This window comes from Stappia indica (assembly GCF_020177335.1).
GTDB lineage: Bacteria > Pseudomonadota > Alphaproteobacteria > Rhizobiales > Stappiaceae > Stappia > Stappia indica_B.
In genome coordinates, this window is the sequence record NZ_JAIVMG010000001.1 from 793,570 (window position 1) to 815,869 (window position 22,300).

At 66.3% G+C, this 22,300-nt stretch carries 17 protein-coding genes and 1 tRNA gene; 12 read left to right on the plus strand and 6 right to left on the minus strand.

Going from position 1 to position 22,300, the window contains the following annotated elements:
- The first annotated feature begins 414 nt into the window (after nt 1-414).
- The 3 genes from LC062_RS03460 (at nt 415) to LC062_RS03470 (ending at nt 8,547) form a co-directional block, all read left to right on the plus strand.
- Entirely contained in the window at nt 415-2,313 is a 1,899-nt protein-coding gene (locus tag LC062_RS03460) for an autotransporter assembly complex protein TamA (protein WP_224909611.1), read from the plus strand.
- A 215-nt stretch (nt 2,314-2,528) separates the two neighbouring features.
- Nucleotides 2,529-6,914 (plus strand): translocation/assembly module TamB domain-containing protein, encoded by a 4,386-nt coding sequence (locus LC062_RS03465; protein ID WP_224909612.1) that lies wholly within the window; start codon nt 2,529-2,531, stop codon nt 6,912-6,914.
- A 178-nt stretch (nt 6,915-7,092) separates the two neighbouring features.
- Nucleotides 7,093-8,547 carry an NAD-dependent succinate-semialdehyde dehydrogenase gene (locus LC062_RS03470; protein ID WP_224909613.1) on the plus strand — a complete coding sequence of 485 codons (1,455 nt, stop codon included), beginning with the start codon at nt 7,093-7,095 and terminating at the stop codon, nt 8,545-8,547.
- A 55-nt stretch (nt 8,548-8,602) separates the two neighbouring features.
- On the opposite strand, the gene LC062_RS03475 is transcribed toward LC062_RS03470, so the two are convergent.
- The 5 genes from LC062_RS03475 to LC062_RS03495 form a co-directional block, all read right to left on the minus strand.
- Complete coding sequence (locus LC062_RS03475) at nt 8,603-10,018, minus strand: 4Fe-4S binding protein (RefSeq protein ID WP_224909614.1); 1,416 nt, start codon at nt 10,016-10,018, stop codon at nt 8,603-8,605.
- A complete protein-coding gene (locus tag LC062_RS03480) occupies nt 10,015-10,854 on the minus strand; it encodes an FTR1 family iron permease (RefSeq protein ID WP_224909615.1) in 840 nt (279 codons plus the stop codon). Before LC062_RS03480 ends, LC062_RS03475 begins: the two co-directional genes overlap by 4 nt.
- Nucleotides 10,855-10,904: 50 nt before the next feature.
- Entirely contained in the window at nt 10,905-11,294 is a 390-nt protein-coding gene (locus LC062_RS03485) for a cupredoxin domain-containing protein (protein ID WP_224909616.1), read from the minus strand.
- Nucleotides 11,295-11,361: 67 nt separating this feature from the next.
- Nucleotides 11,362-11,910: an iron transporter gene (locus LC062_RS03490; protein WP_224909617.1), complete on the minus strand. Its 549-nt coding sequence runs from the start codon at nt 11,908-11,910 to the stop codon at nt 11,362-11,364.
- A gap of 368 nt (nt 11,911-12,278) precedes the next feature.
- Nucleotides 12,279-13,271 (minus strand): AraC family transcriptional regulator, encoded by a 993-nt coding sequence (locus LC062_RS03495; RefSeq protein WP_224909618.1) that lies wholly within the window; start codon nt 13,269-13,271, stop codon nt 12,279-12,281.
- Between the two features lie 265 nt (nt 13,272-13,536).
- Here LC062_RS03495 and LC062_RS03500 point away from each other — a divergent pair, with 265 nt between their 5' ends.
- From LC062_RS03500 to LC062_RS03540, 9 genes are all read left to right on the plus strand, one after another.
- Nucleotides 13,537-13,965 (plus strand): cupin domain-containing protein, encoded by a 429-nt coding sequence (locus tag LC062_RS03500; protein WP_224909619.1) that lies wholly within the window; start codon nt 13,537-13,539, stop codon nt 13,963-13,965.
- Nucleotides 13,966-14,137: 172 nt separating this feature from the next.
- Entirely contained in the window at nt 14,138-14,539 is a 402-nt protein-coding gene (locus tag LC062_RS03505) for a nuclear transport factor 2 family protein (protein ID WP_224909620.1), read from the plus strand.
- Between the two features lie 9 nt (nt 14,540-14,548).
- Entirely contained in the window at nt 14,549-15,739 is a 1,191-nt protein-coding gene (locus LC062_RS03510; RefSeq protein WP_224909621.1) for an acyl-CoA dehydrogenase family protein, read from the plus strand.
- A 9-nt stretch (nt 15,740-15,748) separates the two neighbouring features.
- On the plus strand, nt 15,749-17,119 hold the full coding sequence (locus tag LC062_RS03515; RefSeq protein ID WP_224909622.1) for a carboxylesterase family protein: 1,371 nt from the start codon (nt 15,749-15,751) through the stop codon (nt 17,117-17,119).
- Between the two features lie 14 nt (nt 17,120-17,133).
- Nucleotides 17,134-17,655, plus strand: coding sequence for a flavin reductase family protein (locus tag LC062_RS03520; RefSeq protein ID WP_224909623.1), 522 nt, complete (start codon nt 17,134-17,136; stop codon nt 17,653-17,655).
- Between the two features lie 189 nt (nt 17,656-17,844).
- Nucleotides 17,845-17,918 (plus strand) — tRNA-Cys (locus LC062_RS03525).
- Nucleotides 17,919-18,178: 260 nt separating this feature from the next.
- Entirely contained in the window at nt 18,179-19,180 is a 1,002-nt protein-coding gene (cobD, locus tag LC062_RS03530; RefSeq protein WP_224909624.1) for a threonine-phosphate decarboxylase CobD, read from the plus strand.
- Between the two features lie 8 nt (nt 19,181-19,188).
- Nucleotides 19,189-20,169, plus strand: coding sequence for an adenosylcobinamide-phosphate synthase CbiB (gene cbiB, locus LC062_RS03535; protein WP_224909625.1), 981 nt, complete (start codon nt 19,189-19,191; stop codon nt 20,167-20,169).
- Nucleotides 20,170-20,177: 8 nt separating this feature from the next.
- On the plus strand, nt 20,178-20,792 hold the full coding sequence (locus LC062_RS03540; RefSeq protein WP_224909626.1) for a DUF938 domain-containing protein: 615 nt from the start codon (nt 20,178-20,180) through the stop codon (nt 20,790-20,792).
- A gap of 20 nt (nt 20,793-20,812) precedes the next feature.
- Here the strand turns inward: LC062_RS03540 and LC062_RS03545 are convergent, their stop codons facing one another.
- Nucleotides 20,813-22,294, minus strand: a complete 1,482-nt coding sequence (locus tag LC062_RS03545; RefSeq protein WP_224909627.1) for a cobyric acid synthase — start codon at nt 22,292-22,294, stop codon at nt 20,813-20,815.
- Between the last annotated feature and the right edge of the window lie 6 nt (nt 22,295-22,300).

Here is a 22,300-nt window from a genome sequence, read left to right on the forward strand (position 1 = left end):
ACAGGGCGCCCGGCGCTCCCTGAGCGGCTGTGTTCGAACGGCAACATCATTTCAACAAAACATTAACCAACTGAAACCAATTCGAGGTTTTTCATTCACTCCACAACGCACCGAAACCGGCCGGTTCACGGCCCCGGGGCGCGCCCCTCCTAGCTTGTCCCGGTCCAAAGGTGAGACAAACTTAACCCTGCAACCCCATCCTGAACGCTGTCCGAACGTGTCCCGTGGCGGGAAACGGAATCGAAATCGGACAGCAAACGTGCCATAACCCGTTTCAAGTGGGCAGGACCGGGAACGATCCCGGGCACACAATCCGGGACCAGACATCAGGACGATCTCGTGCGTATCAACGGGAGTACGCCAACAGCAGCCCCCCTTTCGCGCGCTGCACCCTTTGGTGCGGCCGGCGCGCGCATGCGTGCGGCCCTGCTGCTATCGACGCTCCTTGTGTCCCTCTCCTTGAGCGCCGCCCCGGCGCAGGCCTTCGACCTGTTTGGCTGGAATCCGTTTTCCAAAACGCGGGATTCCGAGCAAAACGGCGTTCCCAACCCGTTTCCCTATGAAGTCACGCTCACCATGGCCGGTGAGGACAGCGACCTTGAAAAGACGCTGAACGGCGCCTCCGAGCTTGTCAGCGAACAGGGCATGCCGCCCTCGGGCGAAGCCGGACTGGTGGCCCGAGCCATTTCCGACTTCGAACGGCTGGTCGGCCAGCTCTACGTGGAGGGCTACTACGCCGGAACCGTGTCGATCCGGGTGGCCGGGCTGGAGCTTCAGCAGGCGCTTGCCGCCCCCTCCCTGCCCGGCCCGCGCCCGGTGCCGGTAACGATTTCCGTCACTCCCGGTCCGCGCTTTACCTTCGGAACCATTTCCATCGACGCACGGGATGTCTCCGCGGCAGGCCGGACGCTGATCGACGCCCCGTCAGACTATGGCCTGGTGCGCGGCGAAGTTGCCAAATCCGATGCGATCCTGCGGGCGGAAGCGCAGATCGTCCGCGACCTAAAGGCGGGCGGCTATGCCTTTGCCCGGATCGGCCAGCGCGAGATCGTCGCCGATCACGACAACAATCAGCTCGATGTGCGGCTTTCGGTGACGGTCGGACCGGAAGCGCGTTTCGGCGAGGTCTCCGTGTCCGGCACGAAGCGGACCGACCCGCAGTTCGTCATCGAACAGGCGATGATCCCGACCAGAGCGGTCTATGACCCCAAGGCGATCAAAGACGCCAACAAGCGCCTGAACGATCTGGGAATCTTCTCAAGCGTCCGGATCGTCGAGGGCAAGGCGCCTGGACCGGATGGCCTGTTGCCGATCACCATCGAGGTGTCGGAGCGCAAGCGCAATGTCATCGGCCTTGGCGCCAACTGGTCGAGTTCGGAAGGATTCGGCGTCGAATCCTACTGGCGCCGGCGCAACCTGTTCGGCAAGGGCGAGCTCTTGAGCCTTGAAGGCTCGGTCGGTCGGCTCGGCCAGAACTCCCTGTCGGACCTGGAGTACGCCGCCCGCATCGCCTTCGAAAAGCCGGGCGCATTCGGCCCCTTGACCAAATTCACCACCAGTCTCGGCGCGAAACAGGAAGTGCCGGATGCCTATCGCAGCCGCAGCATCACCGCCGATGCCTTTCTGGTGCGCCAGTTCAGCGACAGCCTGTCCGCCAGGGTGGGCGGCGAGTTCTTCTATGCCGATGAACGGGACGTCTTCGGCGACAACACCTACATGATGGCCGGGGTCATCGGCGAGGTGTCCTACGACACCCGCGACGATCCGCTCAATCCGACGAAGGGCATCAACGCACTGCTGTTCGCCGAGCCGGCCTATGACATGCGCGGGGGCAACGGCATGCTGTTCGTGCGCGGCTATGCCTCGACCTATCAGGCCCTCGATGAGGCGAAGCGCTTCGTCCTCGCCGGCCGGGTCGGCGCCGGCAGCATCATTGCGCCCTCGGTGCGTGACGTGCCGGCGGCGCGGCGCTATTTCGTCGGCGGCGGCGGGTCGGTGCGCGGCTACGCCTATCGCAACATCGGCCCGCGCCTCAACGGAGAGGTGACCGGTGGACGCAGCTTTGTCGAAGCCTCCGCGGAGGTCCGCATGCGCGTCACCGAAACCATCGGCCTGGTCGGCTTCGTCGACGCTGGTAACGCCTTCGACGCCATGTACCCGGATTTCTCCCAGGCCCTGAAGGTCGGCGTTGGTGCGGGCCTGCGTTACTTCACGCCCGTTGGCCCGCTTCGGCTCGATGTGGCGGTGCCGCTGTCTCCGGACAAGGACGATCCGAAATTCGCCATCTATCTGGGGCTCAGCCAGGCCTTCTAGGCAAAGCACGGTCCTATCTGGCGCAATGGAGAAATATACGTTCCGCTTCAATGCTCTGCGGCAGGATGCGGATAATCTGATTCCGGAGCGGCGCCCCGCGTGCGAACCGAGCGGCCTCAAACCCGGTCTTCGCGGTGCCCCCATGATTGTGCTTTAACAAGATTGAGCAAGATACTGCGCGCGAATCGCTTTGGCGCCTGAAGGGATAGATAGCCTTGTCGTTCTCCTGGCGGCGGACCTCCCGCCTTCTGTTTCTGTTGCCGAAACTCCTTCTTGCCCTGGTGGCGCTGGTCATCGTGCTGGGGGTGCTGACCCTTGCCGCCCTGCAAACCAGGAATGGTCAGGCGCTGGCCGGGCGGCTGGTGAGTGCGCTCGCCTCGGCACCGGGTGCGGAAATCGTCATTTCCGATATCCGGCTGAGCTGGGGGCTCGATGCGGCGATCTCGCGGATCGAACTGTCCGATGCCCGTGGCCCCTATCTGACGATCGCCGATCTTGCGGTGAACTGGCGTCCCACGGCCCTTCTGGTCGGCGCACTCGACATCGAACAGGCAACCGTCGCGCAAGTCGACCTTGCCCGCCTGCCCGAGCCGGCGGAAGGCGCCGCCGAGGCCAGCGATGCCAGCGAAGGCGGCGGCCTACCCGGCATTCCGCTGGCGCTGAAGCATTTCGCCATCGAGGATATCCGTCTGGGACAAGACGTCGCCGGCGCGGCGATGACCCTGACCGCCAGCGGCGACGCCTGGCTGGCAACCGGCCCGACCACCCTGGCCGGCACCCTGTCGGTCGCCCGCACGGACGGAACCCAAGGGACGGTTCTTGCCTCGGCGCGCTTCGCGCCCGAAGAGGATACCCTGACCTTTTCCGTTGCCGTGGACGAGCCGCGCGGCGGATTGGCGGCTCGGCTTCTGGAGGTTCCGGGCCTGCCCGCCCTGTCGCTGTCGCTTGAGGGCGACGGGCCGCTGGATGACTGGCGCGCCGACCTTCAGGTCAAGCTGGACGGCGCCACGGAAGTTGCCGGCACTGCCCGTCTGACCCGCGACGGCGCTGAGCGGGACGTTACCCTCACGCTTGGCGGCGCGCTTGCGCCGCTCGCCCCGCCGGTGGCCGAAGCCTTCCTGCTCGGCCAGACCGCGCTGTCGGCCAAGGCACGCCTTGGCGAGGATTTCACCCCGCTTGTCCTTGATGCGGATCTTTCGACCGGAACCCTGCGCGCGGCCTCCACCGCGCGCTATGCGCCCGGCACCGGCAGCATCGACCTCACCACGCAGGTGGCTCTGTCGGCCGGCGCCGGCGCGATGATCGCGCTTGAGCTTCCCGATCGGCGGATCGCCCTTGGCGAGAGCGACGTCACGCTCAGCGCCTCCGGCACCCTGTCGGCTCTCGACTGGTCGGCGTCCCTGACCAGCCAGAGCCTCGACACACAGGAAGCCCGGCTCGACGGGCTCGACCTGCGCCTTGCCGGCAGCGCCGCCGACCTTGCCGCCGAAGAGCCGGAGCTGCCGTTCACCCTCAATGCGACCATTGGCTCCCTGACACCGCGCCTGGCTGGCCTGGAAAGCCTTGCCGGTCCGCTCAAGCTGGGGGCCACCGGCCGGGCCTTTTCCGCCGAAAGCCGCATCGCGCTCGACCGCCTGACCCTCGACCATCCGGCCGCAGCTCTGGCGCTGACCAAAGCGGGCCTCTCGCCGACCGAGGTTGCCGGTGACCTCACCTTCCGCCTGCCGGACCTTTCCGCCTTTGCCGCCCTCTCCGGTCAGCAGCTTGCCGGCACCGCCGAGGGTACGGTGACGGCAAGTCTCGATCCGGAAACGCTGGCCGGCGAACTCAACGCCGCAGTGACGGCGCGCGATCTGTCCACCGGCATTGCCCAGGCCGATGCGTTCCTCTCCGAGCCGCTGCGCCTGACCATGACGGCAGAAGGCGACAGCGACGGGCAGCTCACGCTTTCGGCCCTGTCGCTTGAAGCGAGCGGTGTGAAGGCTACCGCCAGCGGAACGAGCGACCTTCAGACCGTGACCGCCGATCTGCGCATCGACGCCAGCGGCCTCGACCGGATCGACCCGCGCGTTGAGGGCGATCTCACGCTGAAAGCCAAGCTCTCCGGCCCGCTTGCCGGTCCGAAGGTCACTGCCACCTTGCGCGCGCCGACCTTGACGCTTGCCGGAAAGCCGGTCGGCGACCTGGCACTCGATGCCGACATCTCCACCGACCAGACCGCTCTTGCCGCCGATATCGAGGTCTCCGCGCTGGTCGACGGTGCCCGACTTGAAGGGCAGTTGGCGGCAAAACCGCAAGGCGCCGGCCTTGTGGCGGAGACCCTGTCGCTGCGTCTTGGACGCAATGCGATCACCGGCGAGTTCTCCCTGGCCGATCTTGCCGCCCCGCTCGACGGGCTGGCCGGCAAGGCCCGGATCGAGGCGCCCGACCTTGCCCCCTTCTCCACCCTGGCCCTGACCGAGCTGGCCGGCGCTCTTTCCGGCGAGATTTCCATTGCTCCCGAGAACGGCGCGCCCCAGGCGGTGGTGGCCCTGACCGGCAGTGACATCGCCGCCGGGCCTGTGCGCATCGGCAGCTTGAACGCGAACGCCACCTTGCGCGATCCGGTTGGCACTCCGCAGGCGCAAGGCACGGTGAGCCTTTCCGCCCTCGACCTTTCCGGCACGCCGGTCGCCCGCATCGAGGCCACCGCCCGGACCGAGGGCGCCGGCACCGCCTTCACCGTGGATGCGCGGCTGAGCGACACACCGACAGCCGACGGGGTGGCGCTGGAAGGTGCGTTGGAGCCGAACGACACTGGTCTGGTCCTCTCCCTTGCCCGGCTCGACGGCCGCTACATGGGGATCGACACGCGCCTTGCCTCCCCAGCGCGCATCCTGCACGGCAGTGATGGCGTGACCCGGATCGAGGCGCTGACCCTCGGCCTTGGCAGTGGCAGCCTTGCCGTCACCGGCAGCGCCGGGGAAACGCTGGCGCTTGATGCAAGCTTGAATTCCATTCCGCTGGCGCTGGCCAATGCCTTCACCTCCGGGCTCGGCATCTCCGGCACGGCAAGCGGCACCGCCAAGGTCACCGGCACGCCGGCCTCCCCCCTGGCCAACTGGTCTATTGCGCTGGCGTCACTCTCCGCCGAGCCGCTGCGCAGCAACGGTCTTCCGCCGCTGGCCATCGCCTCCGAAGGCGCCTTCGCCAATGACACGGTCACCCAGACAACCCGGATCACCGGACCGGAGGGCCTTGCCATCACGGTCAAGGGACCGGTCACGCTGGCCGCCCCGACGCGCATGGACATCGACATTTCCGGGTCTGCACCGCTGGCCCTGGCGCGGCAGAAGCTGATTCTTTCCGGCTTTTCCGGCGCTGGCACCTTCGACATCGCGGGCAAGGTCAGCGGTCCGCTCACCGGGCCGCGCTACAGCGCCACGATCCGCCCGCGCGGCGTCACGCTCACCCAGCTTTCCAGCGGCTTCACCCTCAATGGGCTGGCCGGACAGGTGGACGTCTCCAACGCCGGTGCGACGCTGAACGGCATCCGCGCCAATATCGCCGGCGGCGGAACGGTCACCGTCGGCGGACGGGTCGGCTTCGACGCCGGCATTCCGGCCGATATCGATGTGGCCGTGCAGAACGGGCGCTATTCCGACGGCCGGATCGTCACCGCCACCCTCAACGCCGCGCTGGCGCTGAACGGCCCGCTCGCCGATGCCGGCCGCGCCGCCCGGCTTTCGGGCACGGTCACCATCCCGCGCGCGGAAATCACCATTCCCAGCACCTTCCCCGGCGCCATCGATCCGGTGGCAGTCGTGCATCGCCATCCACCTGCCGCCGTGCGGGCCCAGGACAGCGCGCTGCGCCGCGACGAGGGTGGCGGCTCCGGCGGTGGCGGCGGGAGCGCGCCGATTGCCCTCGATCTCACCGTTACCTCGCCGGGCCAGATGTTCGTGCGCGGACGCGGCCTCGACGCGGAAATGGGCGGAACCCTGCGCATTGCCGGAACTGTCGCGGAGCCCAATGCGGTTGGCGGCTTTTCCATGCGGCGCGGGCGGATGGATCTGTTGCGCCGCCGGCTGACCTTCGACAAGGGCAATGTCTCCTTCACCGGATCGCTGACCCCGAGCCTCGATTTCGCGGCGACCACCCAGGCGGACGGCACCAGCATCACCATCACCGTCAAGGGCGAAGCCGATGCGCCGGTGATTGCCCTGACCTCCGCGCCTGACCTGCCGCAGGACGAGATTCTCGCCCGGCTGCTGTTCGGCCGCAGCATGAGCGAATTGTCGCCGCTGCAGATCGCCCAGCTCGGCGCCTCGGTGCTGACCCTGACCGGCGGCAGCGGCGAGGGTCCGCTTGGCTCCCTGCGCAATTCGCTTGGCCTCGACGCCATCGACATTGATGCCGGCGGCGAAGGCGGACCGTCGGTGTCCGTCGGCAAGTACCTGAATGAAAACATATACTTGGGCGTCAAGCAAGGCACGGAAAGCAACTCCAGCCGGGTGACCGTCGACATCGACGTGACCAAATCGCTGAAGCTTCGCGGCGAAATGGGAGCCGACGGCGAATCCAAGGCCGGCATCTTCTACGAGCGGGAATTCGGCGACTGACCGGCGGCAAGACCAATCGTTTTTGTGAGCGGCGGGCCGACGGCCTATTTCACCCGGCGACAGCCGGCCCTATTGTTTTCCCCATCATGAGATTCGCGCGATCCGCGCGGATCGCACGCTTTGCCCGTGTCGGGCTTTCAGCCGATGCGGCAAAGCGGCCACAGCGCGGGAGGCAGCCATGATCAACGAGCACCCCTTTTTCAAGCAGGCCTGTTACATCGGCGGGCTGTGGAGCCATGCCGATGACGGCGCGGTGATCGAGGTCGCCAATCCGGCGACCGGCGAGATCATCGGCACCGTACCCAAATGCGGCCGAGCGGAAACCACCCGGGCGATCGAATCCGCCTATCTGGCGTTTCAGGACTGGAAGCAGACCACCGCCGAGGAGCGCGCCACCTTGATGCATGCGCTGTGCGACGCGATCATGGACAACCACGATGCGCTGGCGGAAATCCTGACCACGGAAATGGGCAAGCCGCTGGCCGAGGCCAAGGGCGAGATTGCGCTCGGCGTCAAATACGTGCGCTTCTTCGCCGAGCAGGCCAAGCGGATCGACGGCGACATCATCCCCTCCCCCTGGCGCGGCAAGAAGATCCTCGTCTCCAAGGAACCGGTCGGCGTCACCGGCGCGATCACCCCATGGAACTTTCCCCACTCGATGATCTCGCGCAAGCTGGGCGCGGCGCTGGCCGCCGGTTGCACCATGGTGATCAAACCGGCAAGCCAGACCCCTTATTCGGCGCTGGCCATCGGTGCGCTGGCCGAACAGGTCGGCTTCCCGCGCGGGGTCGTCAACGTCCTGACCGGCTCGGCCTCCGAGATTGCCGCGGAGATGTGCGAGAACCCCAACCTGCGCAAGATCACCTTTACCGGCTCCACCGAGGTGGGCAAGAAACTCGCCAGCGCGGCCAGCGCCAACATGAAGAAGATCTCCATGGAACTGGGCGGCAATGCGCCGTTCATCGTTTTCGACGATGCCGATCTCGACGCGGCCGTCGAGGGAGCGATGATCTCCAAGTTCCGCAACTCCGGACAGACCTGCGTTTGCGCCAACCGGATCTACGCCCAGGCCGGCATCTATGACGCCTTCACCGAGAAGCTCGCCGCCGCCGTGAAAGGGCTCAAGGTCGGCAACGGCCTGGAGCCGGGCACCACCCAGGGACCGCTGATCGATGCACGGGCGGTGGAAAAGGTCGAGGAACACATTCAGGACGCCATCGGCAAGGGCGCCCGGCTGGTGACGGGCGGTCGCCGCCACGCCAATGGTGGCAGCTTCTTCGAGCCGACGCTCGTCGCCGACGTCACGGCGGACATGAAGGTGGCGCGGGAGGAGACCTTCGGCCCGCTGGCGCCGGTGTTCCGCTTCGACAGCGAGGATGAGGCCATCGCCCGCGCCAATGACACCGAATACGGCCTTGCCTGCTACTTCTACTCGCAGGACCTTGGCCGGGTGTTCCGGGTGATGGACGCGCTGGAATACGGCCTCGTCGGCGTCAACGAAGGGCTGATCACCACCGAGGTCGCCCCTTTCGGCGGGGTCAAGGATTCGGGCGTCGGCAACGAGGGCTCGAAATACGGTGTCGAGGATTACCTCAACATCAAATACGTCTGCCTCGGCGGACTCGACGGCTGATTGTCGAGACGTTTTCCCGGCGGCGCGGCAGGCGCTCCGCCGGGAAGAGGCCTGCCTACCACAGCCAGAACAGCAGCACCCAGCTATAGACCGGCGTCCCCAGCGACAGCAGGAAGCCGGCGGTCGCCCCAATCGCCCGACCACCGCGACAGGTGTGCATGATGATCCGGCCGGCAAGCCATACGGACCAAAGCGACGCACCAGCGAGAGCGAGCGCGCGAGCCGACTGGCTCCAGGCAAGGTCGATGCCGCTTTGATGCAGCAAGGTCACTGTCTGCGCCGACAGCCCGAGGATGACGCCGCAGGCGGCGACCGGGATCAGCGCATGGGCCAGGTGATGGAACCTCTGCCAGTGCCAGGGACCGCATAGGCGTGTCGCCAGTGCCAGCGGCAGGCTGACGGCCACGCTCAGAACGACGGTGACCACGCCGATATAGGCGAGCAGCATCGCCCCATCGAGCAGCGTCATCACGTCGCTCTGGGCGGCATAATTGGTGAGCATCCACCAGGGAAGGCTCGTATCGAGGGGCCAGAAGATGCCAAGCTCGACCAGCCAGGTGGCCGCCGCCTGCTTGAGGGCGACGAACCACGGGCTCGATGCCCATTGGAACGCACCACCGGCGACCCCGATCAGCCCGACGATGATCAGCAGGCTGTCCCAACGGGTCGCCGTGCGCCCGGACACCTCTACCACCTCGTGATTGGGGGCACGCGGCGCCAGCCGGACCGCCGCGCGAAAGCCGCTGCAGCGCCCGCACATGTGGCAGGGCGACACGCTCTGCATGTTCTTCACCGGAACCAGCGGGGCGCAGGTATAGCCTTGCAGCAGATCGGCGCGTCTTGCATTGCCCTCCCAGGCGGTCCGGTCGACCGCATAGTGCATGGGCGCAAGCTTTGCCAGAAGCCCGAAGACGCCGTTCACCGGGCACAGGTACCGGCACCACACCCGCTTTTCGCGTCCATAGAGATAGCCGATCGCCATTGCCGCGAGGGTCGATCCGCCGAGAATCAACAGTGCCGGCTTGGGGTACTGGTAGACGCTGACCATCTGGCCGTAGACCGTGGTCAGGACGAACGCCAGAAAGGGCCAGCCCGGCCAGCGCACCCATCGGGGAATGGCGCCGCCGCGCCCGTTGCGGCTGGCGAATTCCGACAAGGCGCCTTCCGGGCAGAGAACGCCGCACCACAGCCGCCCGAACACCAGCATCGAGATCAGCACGCCGGGCCACCAGATCCCCCAGAAGACGAACTGGGCAAACACCGTGACATCGTTCCAGATCCGCGCCGTTGGACCTGGCAGCGGCAGCACCGAGGGTACCACCAGCAAGGTGGCATAGACCGCAACGACGCCCCATTGCAGCGAACGGATCAGCCGCTGGTGCCGGCGCAGCCAATGGCCCGCGGCCTCGAACCGGCCGCCGGGATGGATATCGGTGGCATAGACGGCGCCGGGAGCGGGTTTCGCGCTCATGACCGCCCCTCCCGCACCGCCACCGCCCGGTGGCTCTGCCACCAGCCGACGACCGCCATCAAGAGAGCGAAGCCGCCCCAGGTGGCCACGGTCGCCAGATCCGGTGCCGCGCGATATCCGGTGAGCAAGGCAATGCTGCCGCCGACCCGGCCGCTGTCATCGAGCAGCCAGCCCGTATCCCACACAGGCGCGGTGTAGGGCAGGAAACCGAGCGCGACGAGGTTGCCGATGCCGGTGACCAGCAGCGCGCAGGCGAGCAACAACAACATGACTTCAGTGATGCGAAAGAACACCCGCCACGACAGCGCGCGATGACCGATCTGCAGGAGAGCGTAGGAGGCGAGCGCCAGCAGCAGCCCGGTCACGGCGGCGGCCAGCACGCTGACACGGCCGATCCCGGGACCGGCGCCCAGCAAGCCATAAAGGAACACGACGGTCTCGCTGCCCTCGCGGGCCACGGCGATCAGCGCCAGCACGAAGACCATCCACCAGCGGCCGCGGGCGGCGGCTCGGGTGAGATCGCGCTCCAGATCCCGCTGCATCTGGCGACCGTGACGACGCATCCATACGACCATCTGCACGATCAGCCCGGCGGCGCCAAGTACCAGTGCGGTCTGGAAATACTCCAGCCGATCGCCGGCGAGACTTTCGGAAAACCGTAGAATGGCGAAGGCCAGCGCCAGGGCGCAGGCCAGACCGGCTGCCACACCGCCCCAGAGATAACGCCGGGCGGCGGTCCCCATTCCGCTCTGACCGATCCAGGCATTGAGAATGCCGATCACCAGCAGCGCCTCGACGCTTTCGCGCCAGACAATGAATGCAATTTGCGTCGTCATGATGCCAAATCCCTGGCTCCGTCGGGACACCTCGTTGCCGCGCGCGGGCGCTACCTGGCAACGATCACCCCATGAGCCGTTTCCTTGTCCATGTGGAACTCATCGAAGAACGGATAGCTGCCCGGCGACAGGCGCCGGATCACGACAAAGGAGGTCACGCCGGGGCCGAGCACCTTTTCCTTGCGCATGCGCAGGCTCTCGAATTCAGCAGCGGTCGTGCCAGTGTTGCGCAGGACGATCTTGAAGGTGGTCCCGGCCTCGACCACGATCCGGGTGGGCGTGACGACGCCGTCGCGAAGCTCCATCTCGAACACCGGCATCTCGGCGGCAAGGCTCGGAGCCGGGGCAAGGGCGAGGCAAAGAGGAAGGGTCAGGGTCAGGGCAAGCGCGTGCGCTTGAACACGTGCCGGGCCGGGAGTGAAAAGACGAAAGACGGACATGGGGGCAGCTCCTGAACATGGGCGAAACGCGACCGGCGAGACATCCGCCGGCCGCAGTCTCAACGGGTCAGTAGCCGCCCTTCTTGCCGACACCGGCGTAGACGAATTCATAGGTGGTGGTGAAGGGTTCGAACCACGGCGCAACGCCGGTTTCCTTGTCAACATGCCGGCCGAACCCGGTCATGGCATTGCCGCTCGGCGGGGCGACGTCGAATTTCAGCTCGTATTTGCCAACGCCCATCAGTTTCACATTGTCCCCGTAGTGCGGTCCGTCGCTGGCCACCATCGGCATCAGGGGGCCAGTCTGGGTTTCACCGCTGTCGAGCTTGGTCAGGGTGTAGGTGACGACCAGATACGGCGCCCACTCCCCTTCCGCCAGACCGTTCGGGTTGTCCGCCAGGGCGTGAATATCGGCTTCCAGATGGATATCGCTGTCGGCCGCCGGGCGCATCATCCCCGGAGGCTCCATGGTGATCGGCTGCAGATAGACCGCCGCCACCTCCAATCCGCCGCCGGTTTGCGGCGCGCCAATCGGATATTCCGCCGCCAGCGCGGAAGAAGCCCAGGCTGCGGCGAGCAGACTGCCGGCAAGTGTCAGGGCGATTTTTCGGGACATGTCGAACAACTCCTTCGGTTTCAAGGGCCGGAGTTGCCGATCGACGCATAGAAGCCATGCCCCTTCAGATGGAGCAGAAGGCGGTGTGTGCATTTCCATCTCCGATAAACAGGGGTCAAGGCCCTACCATCGAACAAGCAACACATCCCGACTAAAGCAAATGAAAATCATTCTCAAGTAAATAGAAATACCTACAATTCATTCATCCCTTTATAATAATTCCAAGATGACAACTTAATAATCATTCCAATATACGATCAACAATATATATGAAACCAGACTACACAAGCCGTATCCAGCCTCGCAGGCAGGCGTCGCGCGCTTTGCGAGAAACCGCCCATTGGTCGCAGGCGCCGGCCTCACATCGGTCACCGGCGGCGCTTCAGGGTGTACGATGGCAATTCGCCGTAGCGCCTGCGGTAGGTATCGGCGAAGCGGCCAACGTTGGTGAAGCCCCATTTCAGCGCAATGTCGGTGACGGAGCCTGACGCATCGGCGGCCAGCAGATCCTTCCGCACCCCTTCCAGCCGTAGCGCCCGCAGCCGCGCCATTGGCGTCGTGGCGCGAAAACGGCGGAAGCCGTCGAACAGGGTGCGCACGCCAACGCCGGCCGCCGCGGCGATGTCCTCGACCGAGATTGCCCGGTCGGCATTGGCGATCATGAAGTCCTCGGCCCGGACCACATGACGCGGTGCCGACGGGCTCACCGGCGCCGCCAACGCCTCGGAATAGTTATTGCGGAACGTGGTCAGCAGCATCGTCATCAGCGTCTGCTCCAGATGCCGAATCCCCACCTGCGTCCGGAAGAACGTGTCGTCCTGATCGATCTCCTCGATGACGAAGTTCAGCGCCCGGCGATATCCCTGATTCTCACAGGACCCGGTGGGCAACTCCGGATAGAACTCGATCGGCCGGATCACCGCATCATTCAGCAAGCTCGCGAGGTGCCGTTCCAGCGCGCTCCGGTCGACCTTCAGCACCAGATGATCGCAATTCTCGGTCCAGGTCATGTGCAGCGGCAGCGTCGCCGAGCTGATCACGCTCATGGCCGGTGAGGCCGAGACGAAGCGGTCGCCGACTTTCATCTCGCAGCCGCCACGGTCGACGGAATGCACCATGAACCAGTTTTCCGGCTCGCCCGCGTCGATCTCCACCTCCTCGCCATAGGTGATATGGCTCAGCGCAAGCCGGCCAAGCGGCGCGAGATGCTGCCGGATCGCAAGGCCGCGCCCCCGCCCGGCATAGTCGAGACGGTGCCTGCAAAAGACCTTTCCCACCCGCTCGCGAGCCTCATCGAGATCGGATGTCTCGAAGAGGAAATAACGCGACATGGGCACGGGCGTCTCGTCTTGGTCGCTCAAGGTTCTTTCCTGCACGATCTGTACATTTCCCGCAGTAACTGGATAGAGAGGCCGCTTCGGCACCGCCATTCTTATCAACATACAATAATATGAAACGCGCGATTGGGAGGCGCGTCAAGGAGGAGAAAGAGGAGGATCGCAGGCCGCGCAAGGCGCCGCCGCGACGTCGCGCCACTGCGCGCAACACCGGAAACGGTGACCACCCGGCCCAGAGCCGCGCACGCTGCGCGCGCCCCGCCGGGACATTTCAAAAGGGAGAGAGAAAATGGATTTCAGCAAGGGTCCGATGACCATCGGAGACGGTTTCCAGGGGCAGAAGTGGACGATCCTCGGGGAGCCCTATGTGCCGCTGCACATGACCCCTTCCTCGCTGCTGATGCATGCCGAATTCGGCCCGGACAGCTTCGTTCCCACCCATCTTCATGAAACCCAGGATGAGACCCTCTACATTCTGGAGGGGGAGATGGAGTTCGAGCTGGAAGGCAAGACGATCAAGGCGGCGGCCGGCACCACGGTCACCCTGCCCATGGGCATTCCTCATGCCCTGCACAACCGGTCGGGCAAGACCGCCCGGGCACTGGTCTTCGTCTCGCCGACTGGAAAAATGTACGACTACATGGCCCGGATCGACGGGCTGAGCGATCCGGCCGAAGTGGTCCGCCTCGGCGCGGAACACGAGATCCGCTTCGTCTGACCGCAAGGCCCCACGTGGGATGACCTGCGCCTGACAGCGCGCACCCCGGCCAGGGATATGACCCTGGCACCACTCCAACAACAGGCAGAGCGCACGGGTTCGGCACCGCGACCGGACAACGACCCCGTGCGCCCAGCGGGTCACGCTGCCCTCCCTGAAGGAGAGATCCGAAATGAATGTGAAATCCGTAGTCGAGGCGTTCTGGCACGGCCACAGTGCCGGCGATCATGACGCGCTCAAGACCATCGTCGCCCAAGACATCCGCTGGACGGTGGTTGGCGACACCTGCCCCATCGCCAGAACCTACGAAGGTTGGGATGGGTTCTTCGGCGAATTGCTCGGCGGACTGGCCGCCGCCTTCGTGCCGGGCACGCTGACCATGCGGCTGAAGGGACTCTATGCCGATGAGGAGCAGGGCGTCGGCATCCTGCACCTCGAAGAAACCGCCACCTTGCACAACGGCAACAGCATCTCCCTTGAGATCGTCGACGTGATCACCGTGCGCGATGGCCAGATCATTGACGTCCGCGAAGTGATGGATCTCGCCGCCGTCAACGCCGCTTTCGGTTTCTGAGGAGACGACATGCCGATCCCATACAAGCAAGACCTCGCCGCGCAGATGATCGCCCGTGTCCACGAGATCGGCCCGATCCTGCGTGACAATGCCGCCCAGGCGGACCGCGACAGGCGCGTGCCCGACGCTTCCCTCGCCGCGTTGGAGAGCACCGGCGTATTCGGCATCAACACGCTGGCGCGCTACGGCGGGCAAGAAGGCGGCGCCCGGATGCTGCTCGACGTCACCAGCGCCATTGGCCAGTATTGCACCAACTCGGCCTGGATTTCGGTGATCTCCAGCGTATCGTCGCTGCTGCCGATGCGTTTTCCCGAGCCCGTCCGCGAGCGCATCTTCCGCGATGGCAGGCCCGTGCGCATGGCTTCGGTCATCGTCAACATGGGCAGCACTGCGGTGCGTGACGGCGATGGCTATCGCGTCACCGGCGAATGGCCCTTCGGCTCCAACATCCTGAACGCGGAATGGGCCATCGGCGCGGTGCAGATGCGCGAGAGCGCGGATGCCGACCCCCGCCCCGGCTATGTGCTGCTGCACAAGGACCAGTACACGATCAAGGACACCTGGTTCACCATCGGCATGCGCGGCACCGGCAGCAACAACTTCGTGACCGAGGACCTGTGGCTTCCCGCCGATCAGGTGGTCGGCGCCGACGTTCTGCTCGGCCCCGGTTTCGAGGCGTCCAAGGACGCGCATTTCCTGCAGCGGCTGACGCCCGTGTCGATGTTCCCGACCGTCATCATCTCCGGTCCGCTGGGCGCGGCCAAGGCGGCGCTGGAGATGGTGATGCAGATCTCCGCCAAACGGCCGGTGACCTATTCGAAGTATCAGCCGCAAACCAGCTCCGGCGCCTTCGTTCAGGGGATCGGCGCGACACGGGCGAAAATCGACACCGCCGAAATGTTCCTGCAGCGCGCCGCCGACATGATCGACACGGCCGCTCAAGGCAGCCAGCCGCTGTCGGTGGCCGACCGGGCCAGTGTGCGCAACTGCTGTGCCCATGCCACCCATAACCTCGCCGAAGCCATGAACGATATCGCCTGGCTGCATGGCACCGCGCTGTTCGCCGAAGCCAACCCGCTGGGCCGGCTCTGGCGCGACGTCAACACCGGCGTGCGCCATGCCATCGCCGCCAGCCCGCTCTGCTATGAAATCGGCGGCGCTGGCCTGCTGGGCATCGAGCAGCCGACACCGCTGGTCTAGGAGGCGACAATGACAGGCTCCCCGGACCAGAGAACCGTGCAACGCGGTGGTGCGGTCGGCGTATCGCGCGGCGGCATCGCCTGCTTTTACGGCCTCAGATACGGACAGCTCCTGCATCCGGGGAGCCCTCGCTCCGCCATCACCACGGCTGGCGGTCAGCTCAAGGTGGAACACCTGACCGACGTCCCGGTCTTCCCGCAACTCCCCAGCCGGCTTGAAGACGTGATGGGCCCCGGCATCCGTGACAACCCGCAGGATGACGCCGCCTTTTACCTGAATGTCTGGGCGCCGGAGGACGCCGCCGGTCTTCCTGTCCTCGTCTTCCTGCATGGCGGGGCCTGGGCCAGCGGCGGCGGCGCGGCGCGCTGGTATCGCGGCGAGCGACTGGCAGGCGAAGGCCTCGTCGTCGTGACGCTGAACTACCGCCTCGGACCGACCGGTCATCTCGATGACGACGAGCCCGGCTCCTATCACCGGCCCATTGAGGACATTCTGCAAGCGCTTCGCTGGGTTCAGGCCCATATCGCCGATTTCGGCGGGGATCCCGGCCAGGTCACACTTGCCGGACAATCCGCTGGTGCCTGGTATGCCTGGGCTCTGTCCACGCTGCCGGTTGCCGCCGGCCTGTTCCGCCGGGCCGCGCTCTTGAGCGTTCCGGCGATCAAACCCTGGACGCCGGTACAGCGCAGCGCCTTCACCCGGGCTGTCCTTTCCGCCGAGGCCAGGGATCCGGCGTATCGTCAGGAGCCGCGCGAGGCGCTGCTTCGCGCCGGCGCCCGGGTTCTGTCCCAAGCCCCTGGGGAACCGGGCGCGATCCCGCCGATGTATCTGCCAGTCTGGCCCGAAGATCCGGCGAGGCCAGCCAGCAAATTTCACGTGGACGCGCTGTATCTGAGGGTGACCCGGCACGAGATGTCGGTGTTTCTGCCCGCCACTCTTTCCGGCTCCAGCGAAATGGAAGCAACCCTCGCGCATCTGCGCGCCCGTGCCGGCATGGCACCGGTGCCACCGGTTCCCTGCCCTCCGGACTGGCCACGCGATCGGATCACCCTCGTCACACGCGCGTCCTGGATCGCGTTCGGACGGTTCGCCAGCGCGATCGCCGGCGCAGCGGAACGGGAGGGTCGCCTCGTGGTCCAGCGGGCCTTCGCGGCGCTCGCCGGACCCGCAAGGCTCGGCGCAGCGCACTGTCTCGATTTGCCCTTCCAGTTCGGGAATCGCAAGGACTGGCGCGATGCCCCGATGCTGGAGGGCTGGCCGGACGAAGAGTTCGAGGAGGTGAGCGGGGCGGTCAGAAGGGACCTTGCCGCCTTCGTCGCCGGCAACCAACAAGACGGCCACCGCACCCTGGGCGCGGAGAGCGGGCCGCACCGCACCTGAAGGAGGAGGAGAACATGCAGCAGTCACACCCGGTGAGCGCAGCCTTTCGCGAGGCCTTTCGCTACCACCCGGCAGGCGTGGCGGTGATCACCGCCGAGACCGAAACCGGCCCCGTCGCCCTGACGGTCAGTTCCCTGATCTCGGTCAGCGCCGAACCTCCGATCGTCGCCTTCTCGCTCGCCTCGTCTTCCAGTTCCGCCGCCGCACTGCTGACGGCAAAGACCATGGTCGTCCACTTCCTGCGCTACGCCGACCAGGATCTTGCCCGGCTCTGCGCGACAAGCGGTGCGGAGCGCTTTGGCCCGACCGAACCCTGGGAGCGACTGGAGACCGGAGAACCCCGCTACAGCCGGGTCGCCACCTGGTTTCGCGCCCGTCTGCACGGCACCCTGCCCGTCGATAGCGCAACCATCGTCAGCGCGCTGCTGCTTGAGGGACATGCGCCCCCCGGCCCGGCAAACCCGGCAGGCGAAAGCCTCGTCTATCTCGATCGCCGCTGGCATCGGCTGCGCGATGCCATCGAAGACGCAGCCTGACCGGAAGACAATCTTCCGCGGGGCAGTGCTGACGGATGGCGGGATGCTGCGGAGCCCGCCCCCCTTGTGGAAAAGAGGCGCCAGCGCACGGGTTTCAAAAGGGTGGGGACACGAATTTGTCAAACGCTGCGGATAAACTCACCAACACCGCTTGACACTCGGCCCTAAGCCGTTGATACAGCGTGGCAAGGCCTCGTGGCGGAGTGGTGACGCAGCGGATTGCAAATCCGTGTACCCCGGTTCGATTCCGGGCGAGGCCTCCATCCCCTTTCAAAATCTGATAAATTTCCGACAGCTCTTGCGGCTGGCGCTTTCCCGTGCGCCATGGCAACCGCATTGCCTGCGTCTCTTTCGTTCAGCCAGGGGATAGCGGCGACGGCGAACCGCCGCATGTCGTATCCCGGCCTTGGCGCGGCGGGCCCGGCGCAGTACGGTCAGTCCGGCCGCGATGGTCGGCCGGCGGTATCGCGACGAACACAAAAGCGTCTTGTGCCGCCCCCATGATTTCGGAACGGGAGCGGGTATGAAACACGGCGGCGACCTCGGCGCGGCAATCGCACAGGCCGGTGGTCTGGCGGAAGACTGGCTTGACCTGTCCACCGGCATCAATCCCCACGCCTATCCGCTGCCGGCCCTGCCCGCCCATGTGTGGACCGCACTGCCGGGGCAGGACGCGCTCGACCGGCTGCTGGCGACCGCCCGCGCGACCTATCAGGTGCCGGACCACCTTGCCCTTGCCGCAGCACCCGGCACCCAGGCCATTCTGGCGCGCCTGCCGCATATTCTGCCCGCCGGCGATGTCGCCGTGGTCGGCCCCACCTACGGCAGTCACGCGGACACCTGGCGGCGCGCCGGACGGCAGGTGATCGACATTCGCACCCCGTTCGCCGATCTCAACCCATCGGTGCGTGTGCTGGTCATCGTCAATCCGAACAATCCGGACGGGCGGCTGGTCGATGCCACCAGCCTGCGTCATCTGGCCGGCGAAATGCAGCGGCGCGGCGGGCGGCTCGTCATCGACGAAGCCTTCACCGACAGCTTTCCCGGAACCAGCGTGTTGCCGCATCTGGAGGGCATGCCGGCGCTGGTGCTGCGCTCCTTCGGCAAGTTCTATGGCCTTGGCGGGGTGCGGCTCGGTTTCGCCGCCGGACCGGCGGAGGATATCGACCGGCTGACGGCGGATCTGGAAAGCTGGGCCGTATCCGGTCCTGCGCTGGCCATCGGCACCGCGGCGCTCGCCGACACGCACTGGCAAGACCTCATGCGCGCAAGGCTTGCCGATGAGGCGGCGGACCTCACCATGCTGATGCACAAACATGGGCTCAGCGTCTTTGGCGGAACGCCGCTGTTCGTGCTGGCCGGCACGCGGGATGCGGCAGCGCTGCATCGTGCACTGGCGCGGCAGCGGATCTGGACACGGGTGTTCGACTACGCGCCAACCTGGATGCGGATTGGCCTGCCGGGGAGCAAGGAGGCCTTCGATCGGCTCGACGCGGCGCTGGTCACTGCCGTGACCGAAGCCTGAGCCCGGCGATGCTGCTTTTTTCCGACGCCGCCCTGTTGCTCGCGCTGGCGCTGCTGCTGGATGCGCTTGTCGGCGATCCGGACTGGCTGTGGCGCCGGCTGCCCCATCCGGTGACGCTGTTCGGCAAGATCATCGACATCGCCGATCAGGATTTCAACACGCCGGATCTTTCCCAGCGGCTGCGCCGGATCTATGGCGCCCTGTTCCTCGCCGCACTGGTTGCCTGTGCCCTGTTGATCGGGTTCCTGTTGGAGGCGATCCTGCGCGGCCTGCCCTTCGGCGAGATCGGCATTGTTGCCATCGCCGCCGTATTTCTGGCGCAAAACTCGCTCTACCGGCATGTGGCCGCCGTGCGCGACGGGCTGGTGCACGAGGGGCTTGCCGGCGGTCGGCGGGCCGTGGCGATGATCGTCGGGCGTGATCCGGAGCAGCTCGATGAAAGCGGCGTCGCCCGTGCGGCCATCGAATCCTGTGCGGAAAACTATGCCGACGGCGTCACCGCACCGGCGTTCTGGTTCCTGCTCTTCGGCCTGCCCGGGCTGATCGCCTACAAGGCGGTCAACACCGCCGATTCGATGATCGGCCACAAGACCGACCGCCACGGCGCCTTCGGCTGGGCCTCCGCAAGGTTCGACGATCTGGTGAACCTGCCCGCCTCCCGCCTTGCCGGGCTGACGCTCGTCTGCGCCGCGCCGTTCCTGGGGCGCAGCCTGACCACCTGCTTCGCCATCATGCGCCGCGACGCGCCGCAGCACCGCTCGCCCAATGCCGGCTGGCCGGAAGCGGCGATGGCGGCGGTTCTCGGCGTCGCCCTGGCCGGCCGGCGGATTTATCCCGGCTATACGGTGGACGATCCCTTCATCCATGACGAGGGGCGCAAAACGCTCACCGCCGGCGACATTTCGCGGGCGCTGAAAGCCCTGTCCATCGCCGCCGCGCTGCAATTCATGCTCGTGGCACTGATCGCCGCCCTTCCCCTTTTCACCTGAGGTTCGCCATGCTGCCAGTCGCCCCTGCCGCCGAACGGAACAAGGACGCAATCCTCACCGCGCTCCGCCCCTTGCTTGCTCAGCCGCGACGCGTTCTGGAAGTCGGCAGCGGCACGGGCCAGCACGCGGTGCATTTCACGGCGGCCCTGCCCCATCTCCTCTGGCAATGCAGCGAGCTGCCCGCGAACGTTCCGGGCATCGCCGCGCGATTGGCTGAGGAAGGCAACGACCGCACACCGCCGCCGCTCACCCTCGATGTTGCCATGCCGCCCTGGCCGGTCCCGGCCGCGACGAGCCCGGAGGCCTTCGACGGCATCTTCACGGCCAACACCTTGCACATCATGTCGTTTGCGCATGTGAAACAGTTCTTCCAGCGCGTCGGCGAGGTGTTGGCGCCGGGCGGTGTCTGCTGTGTCTACGGGCCGATGAAATACGGCGGTGCCTTCACCACGGCGAGCAACGCCGCCTTCGACGCGCAGTTGCGTGCGCGGGATCCGGAGAGCGGCATTCGCGACTTCGAAGCGCTCGATGCCCTTGCCGGCGCACAGGGTCTGACCCTTGTCGATGACATCGCCATGCCGGCGAACAATCAGTTGCTTGTCTGGCGGCGCGCCGCCGGCTGAAAAGCCGGAGCCGCGCGGCCCTATCTCTCCCTGTTGGCGATTGCCAGCAGGGCCTCCACATCCAGCACCTTTTGCAGATGTCGGGCGAGGCCATCAAGGGTCGCGTCCACTTCGCCCGCGTAGCGGAAACCGGATCGGGCACCGAGCCCTTCCAGGAACCCGGCGCGAAATCCGTCGGCGGAAAACAGCCCGTGCATATAGGTGCCCATCACCCGCCCGTCCGGTGAAATCGCGCCATCGGGGTGGCTCCGGCCCCCCTCCCCGGCCACATGGGCGAAGGGGCGCGCGCAATCGGGGCCCTCGGTGCGACCGATGTGGATCTCGTATCCGGACAGCGGCGCGCCGCTCGGCAGATGGGTGCCGGTCACTTCGACCAGCCGCTTGTCCGGGGTCAGCACCGTTTCCACATCGAGAAGGCCAAGCCCCTGGACCGTGCTGGCGGTGCCTTCGATACCGTCGGGGTCGGCGATGGTCCGGCCCAGCATCTGATAGCCGCCGCACACACCGAGCACCTGGCCGCCGCGCCGCAGATGGGCGGCAAGGTCGATATCCCAGCCCTGTGCGCGGAAGAAAGCCAGATCGCCGATGGTCGATTTGGTGCCCGGCAGCAGCACCAGATCGGCGTCCCCCGGCAACGGCGCGCCGGGCGGCACCAGCTCCAGCGTCACCTCCGGCTCCAGCCGCAAGGGATCGAGATCGTCGAAATTGGCGATCCGGCTGATCACCGGCACCGCGATCTTCACCGCGCCGGTCCCTGCGCTTTCCGCCAGCTCCAGCGCGTCCTCCGCCGGCAGGCGATGGGCCGCATCGAACCAGGGCACCACACCGAGCGACGGCCAGCCGGTGCGCTCCGCGATCTCCCATTCGCCTTGCGCGAACAGCGACGGGTCGCCGCGAAACCGGTTGATCAGGAAGGCGCGGATGCGAGACCGCTCTGCTTCGGGCAGGATCGCATGGGTGCCGACCAGCGAAGCGATCAACCCGCCCCGGTCGATATCGCCGCACAGCACCACCGGCACATCGGCGGCCTCGGCAAACCCCATGTTGGCGATATCCCCGGCCCGCAGGTTGATTTCCGCCGGGCTGCCCGCCCCTTCCACCAGCACCAGGTCGGCGCCGTCACAGACCTTGGCGAAGCTTTCCAGAACGCGCGGCAGCAGCTCGCCCTTGCGCTTGCCATAGTCGCGGGCGCGCATGGTGCCGGCGCGCTTTCCTTGCACGATCACCTGAGCTCCCACATCGGTTTCCGGTTTCAGGAGCACCGGGTTCATGTGCACACTCAGGGGCACCCGCGCGGCGATGGCCTGCAGCGCCTGGGCGCGGCCGATCTCGCCGCCATCGGCGGTGACGGCGGCGTTGTTCGACATGTTCTGCGGCTTGAACGGACGCACCTTCAGCCCCCGGTCGGCGAACAGCCGGCAGAGCCCGGCAACGATCAGGCTCTTGCCCACATTGGAGCCGGTGCCCTGGATCATCAGGGCGGGGGTGCGGCGCTCAGCCATGGCGGG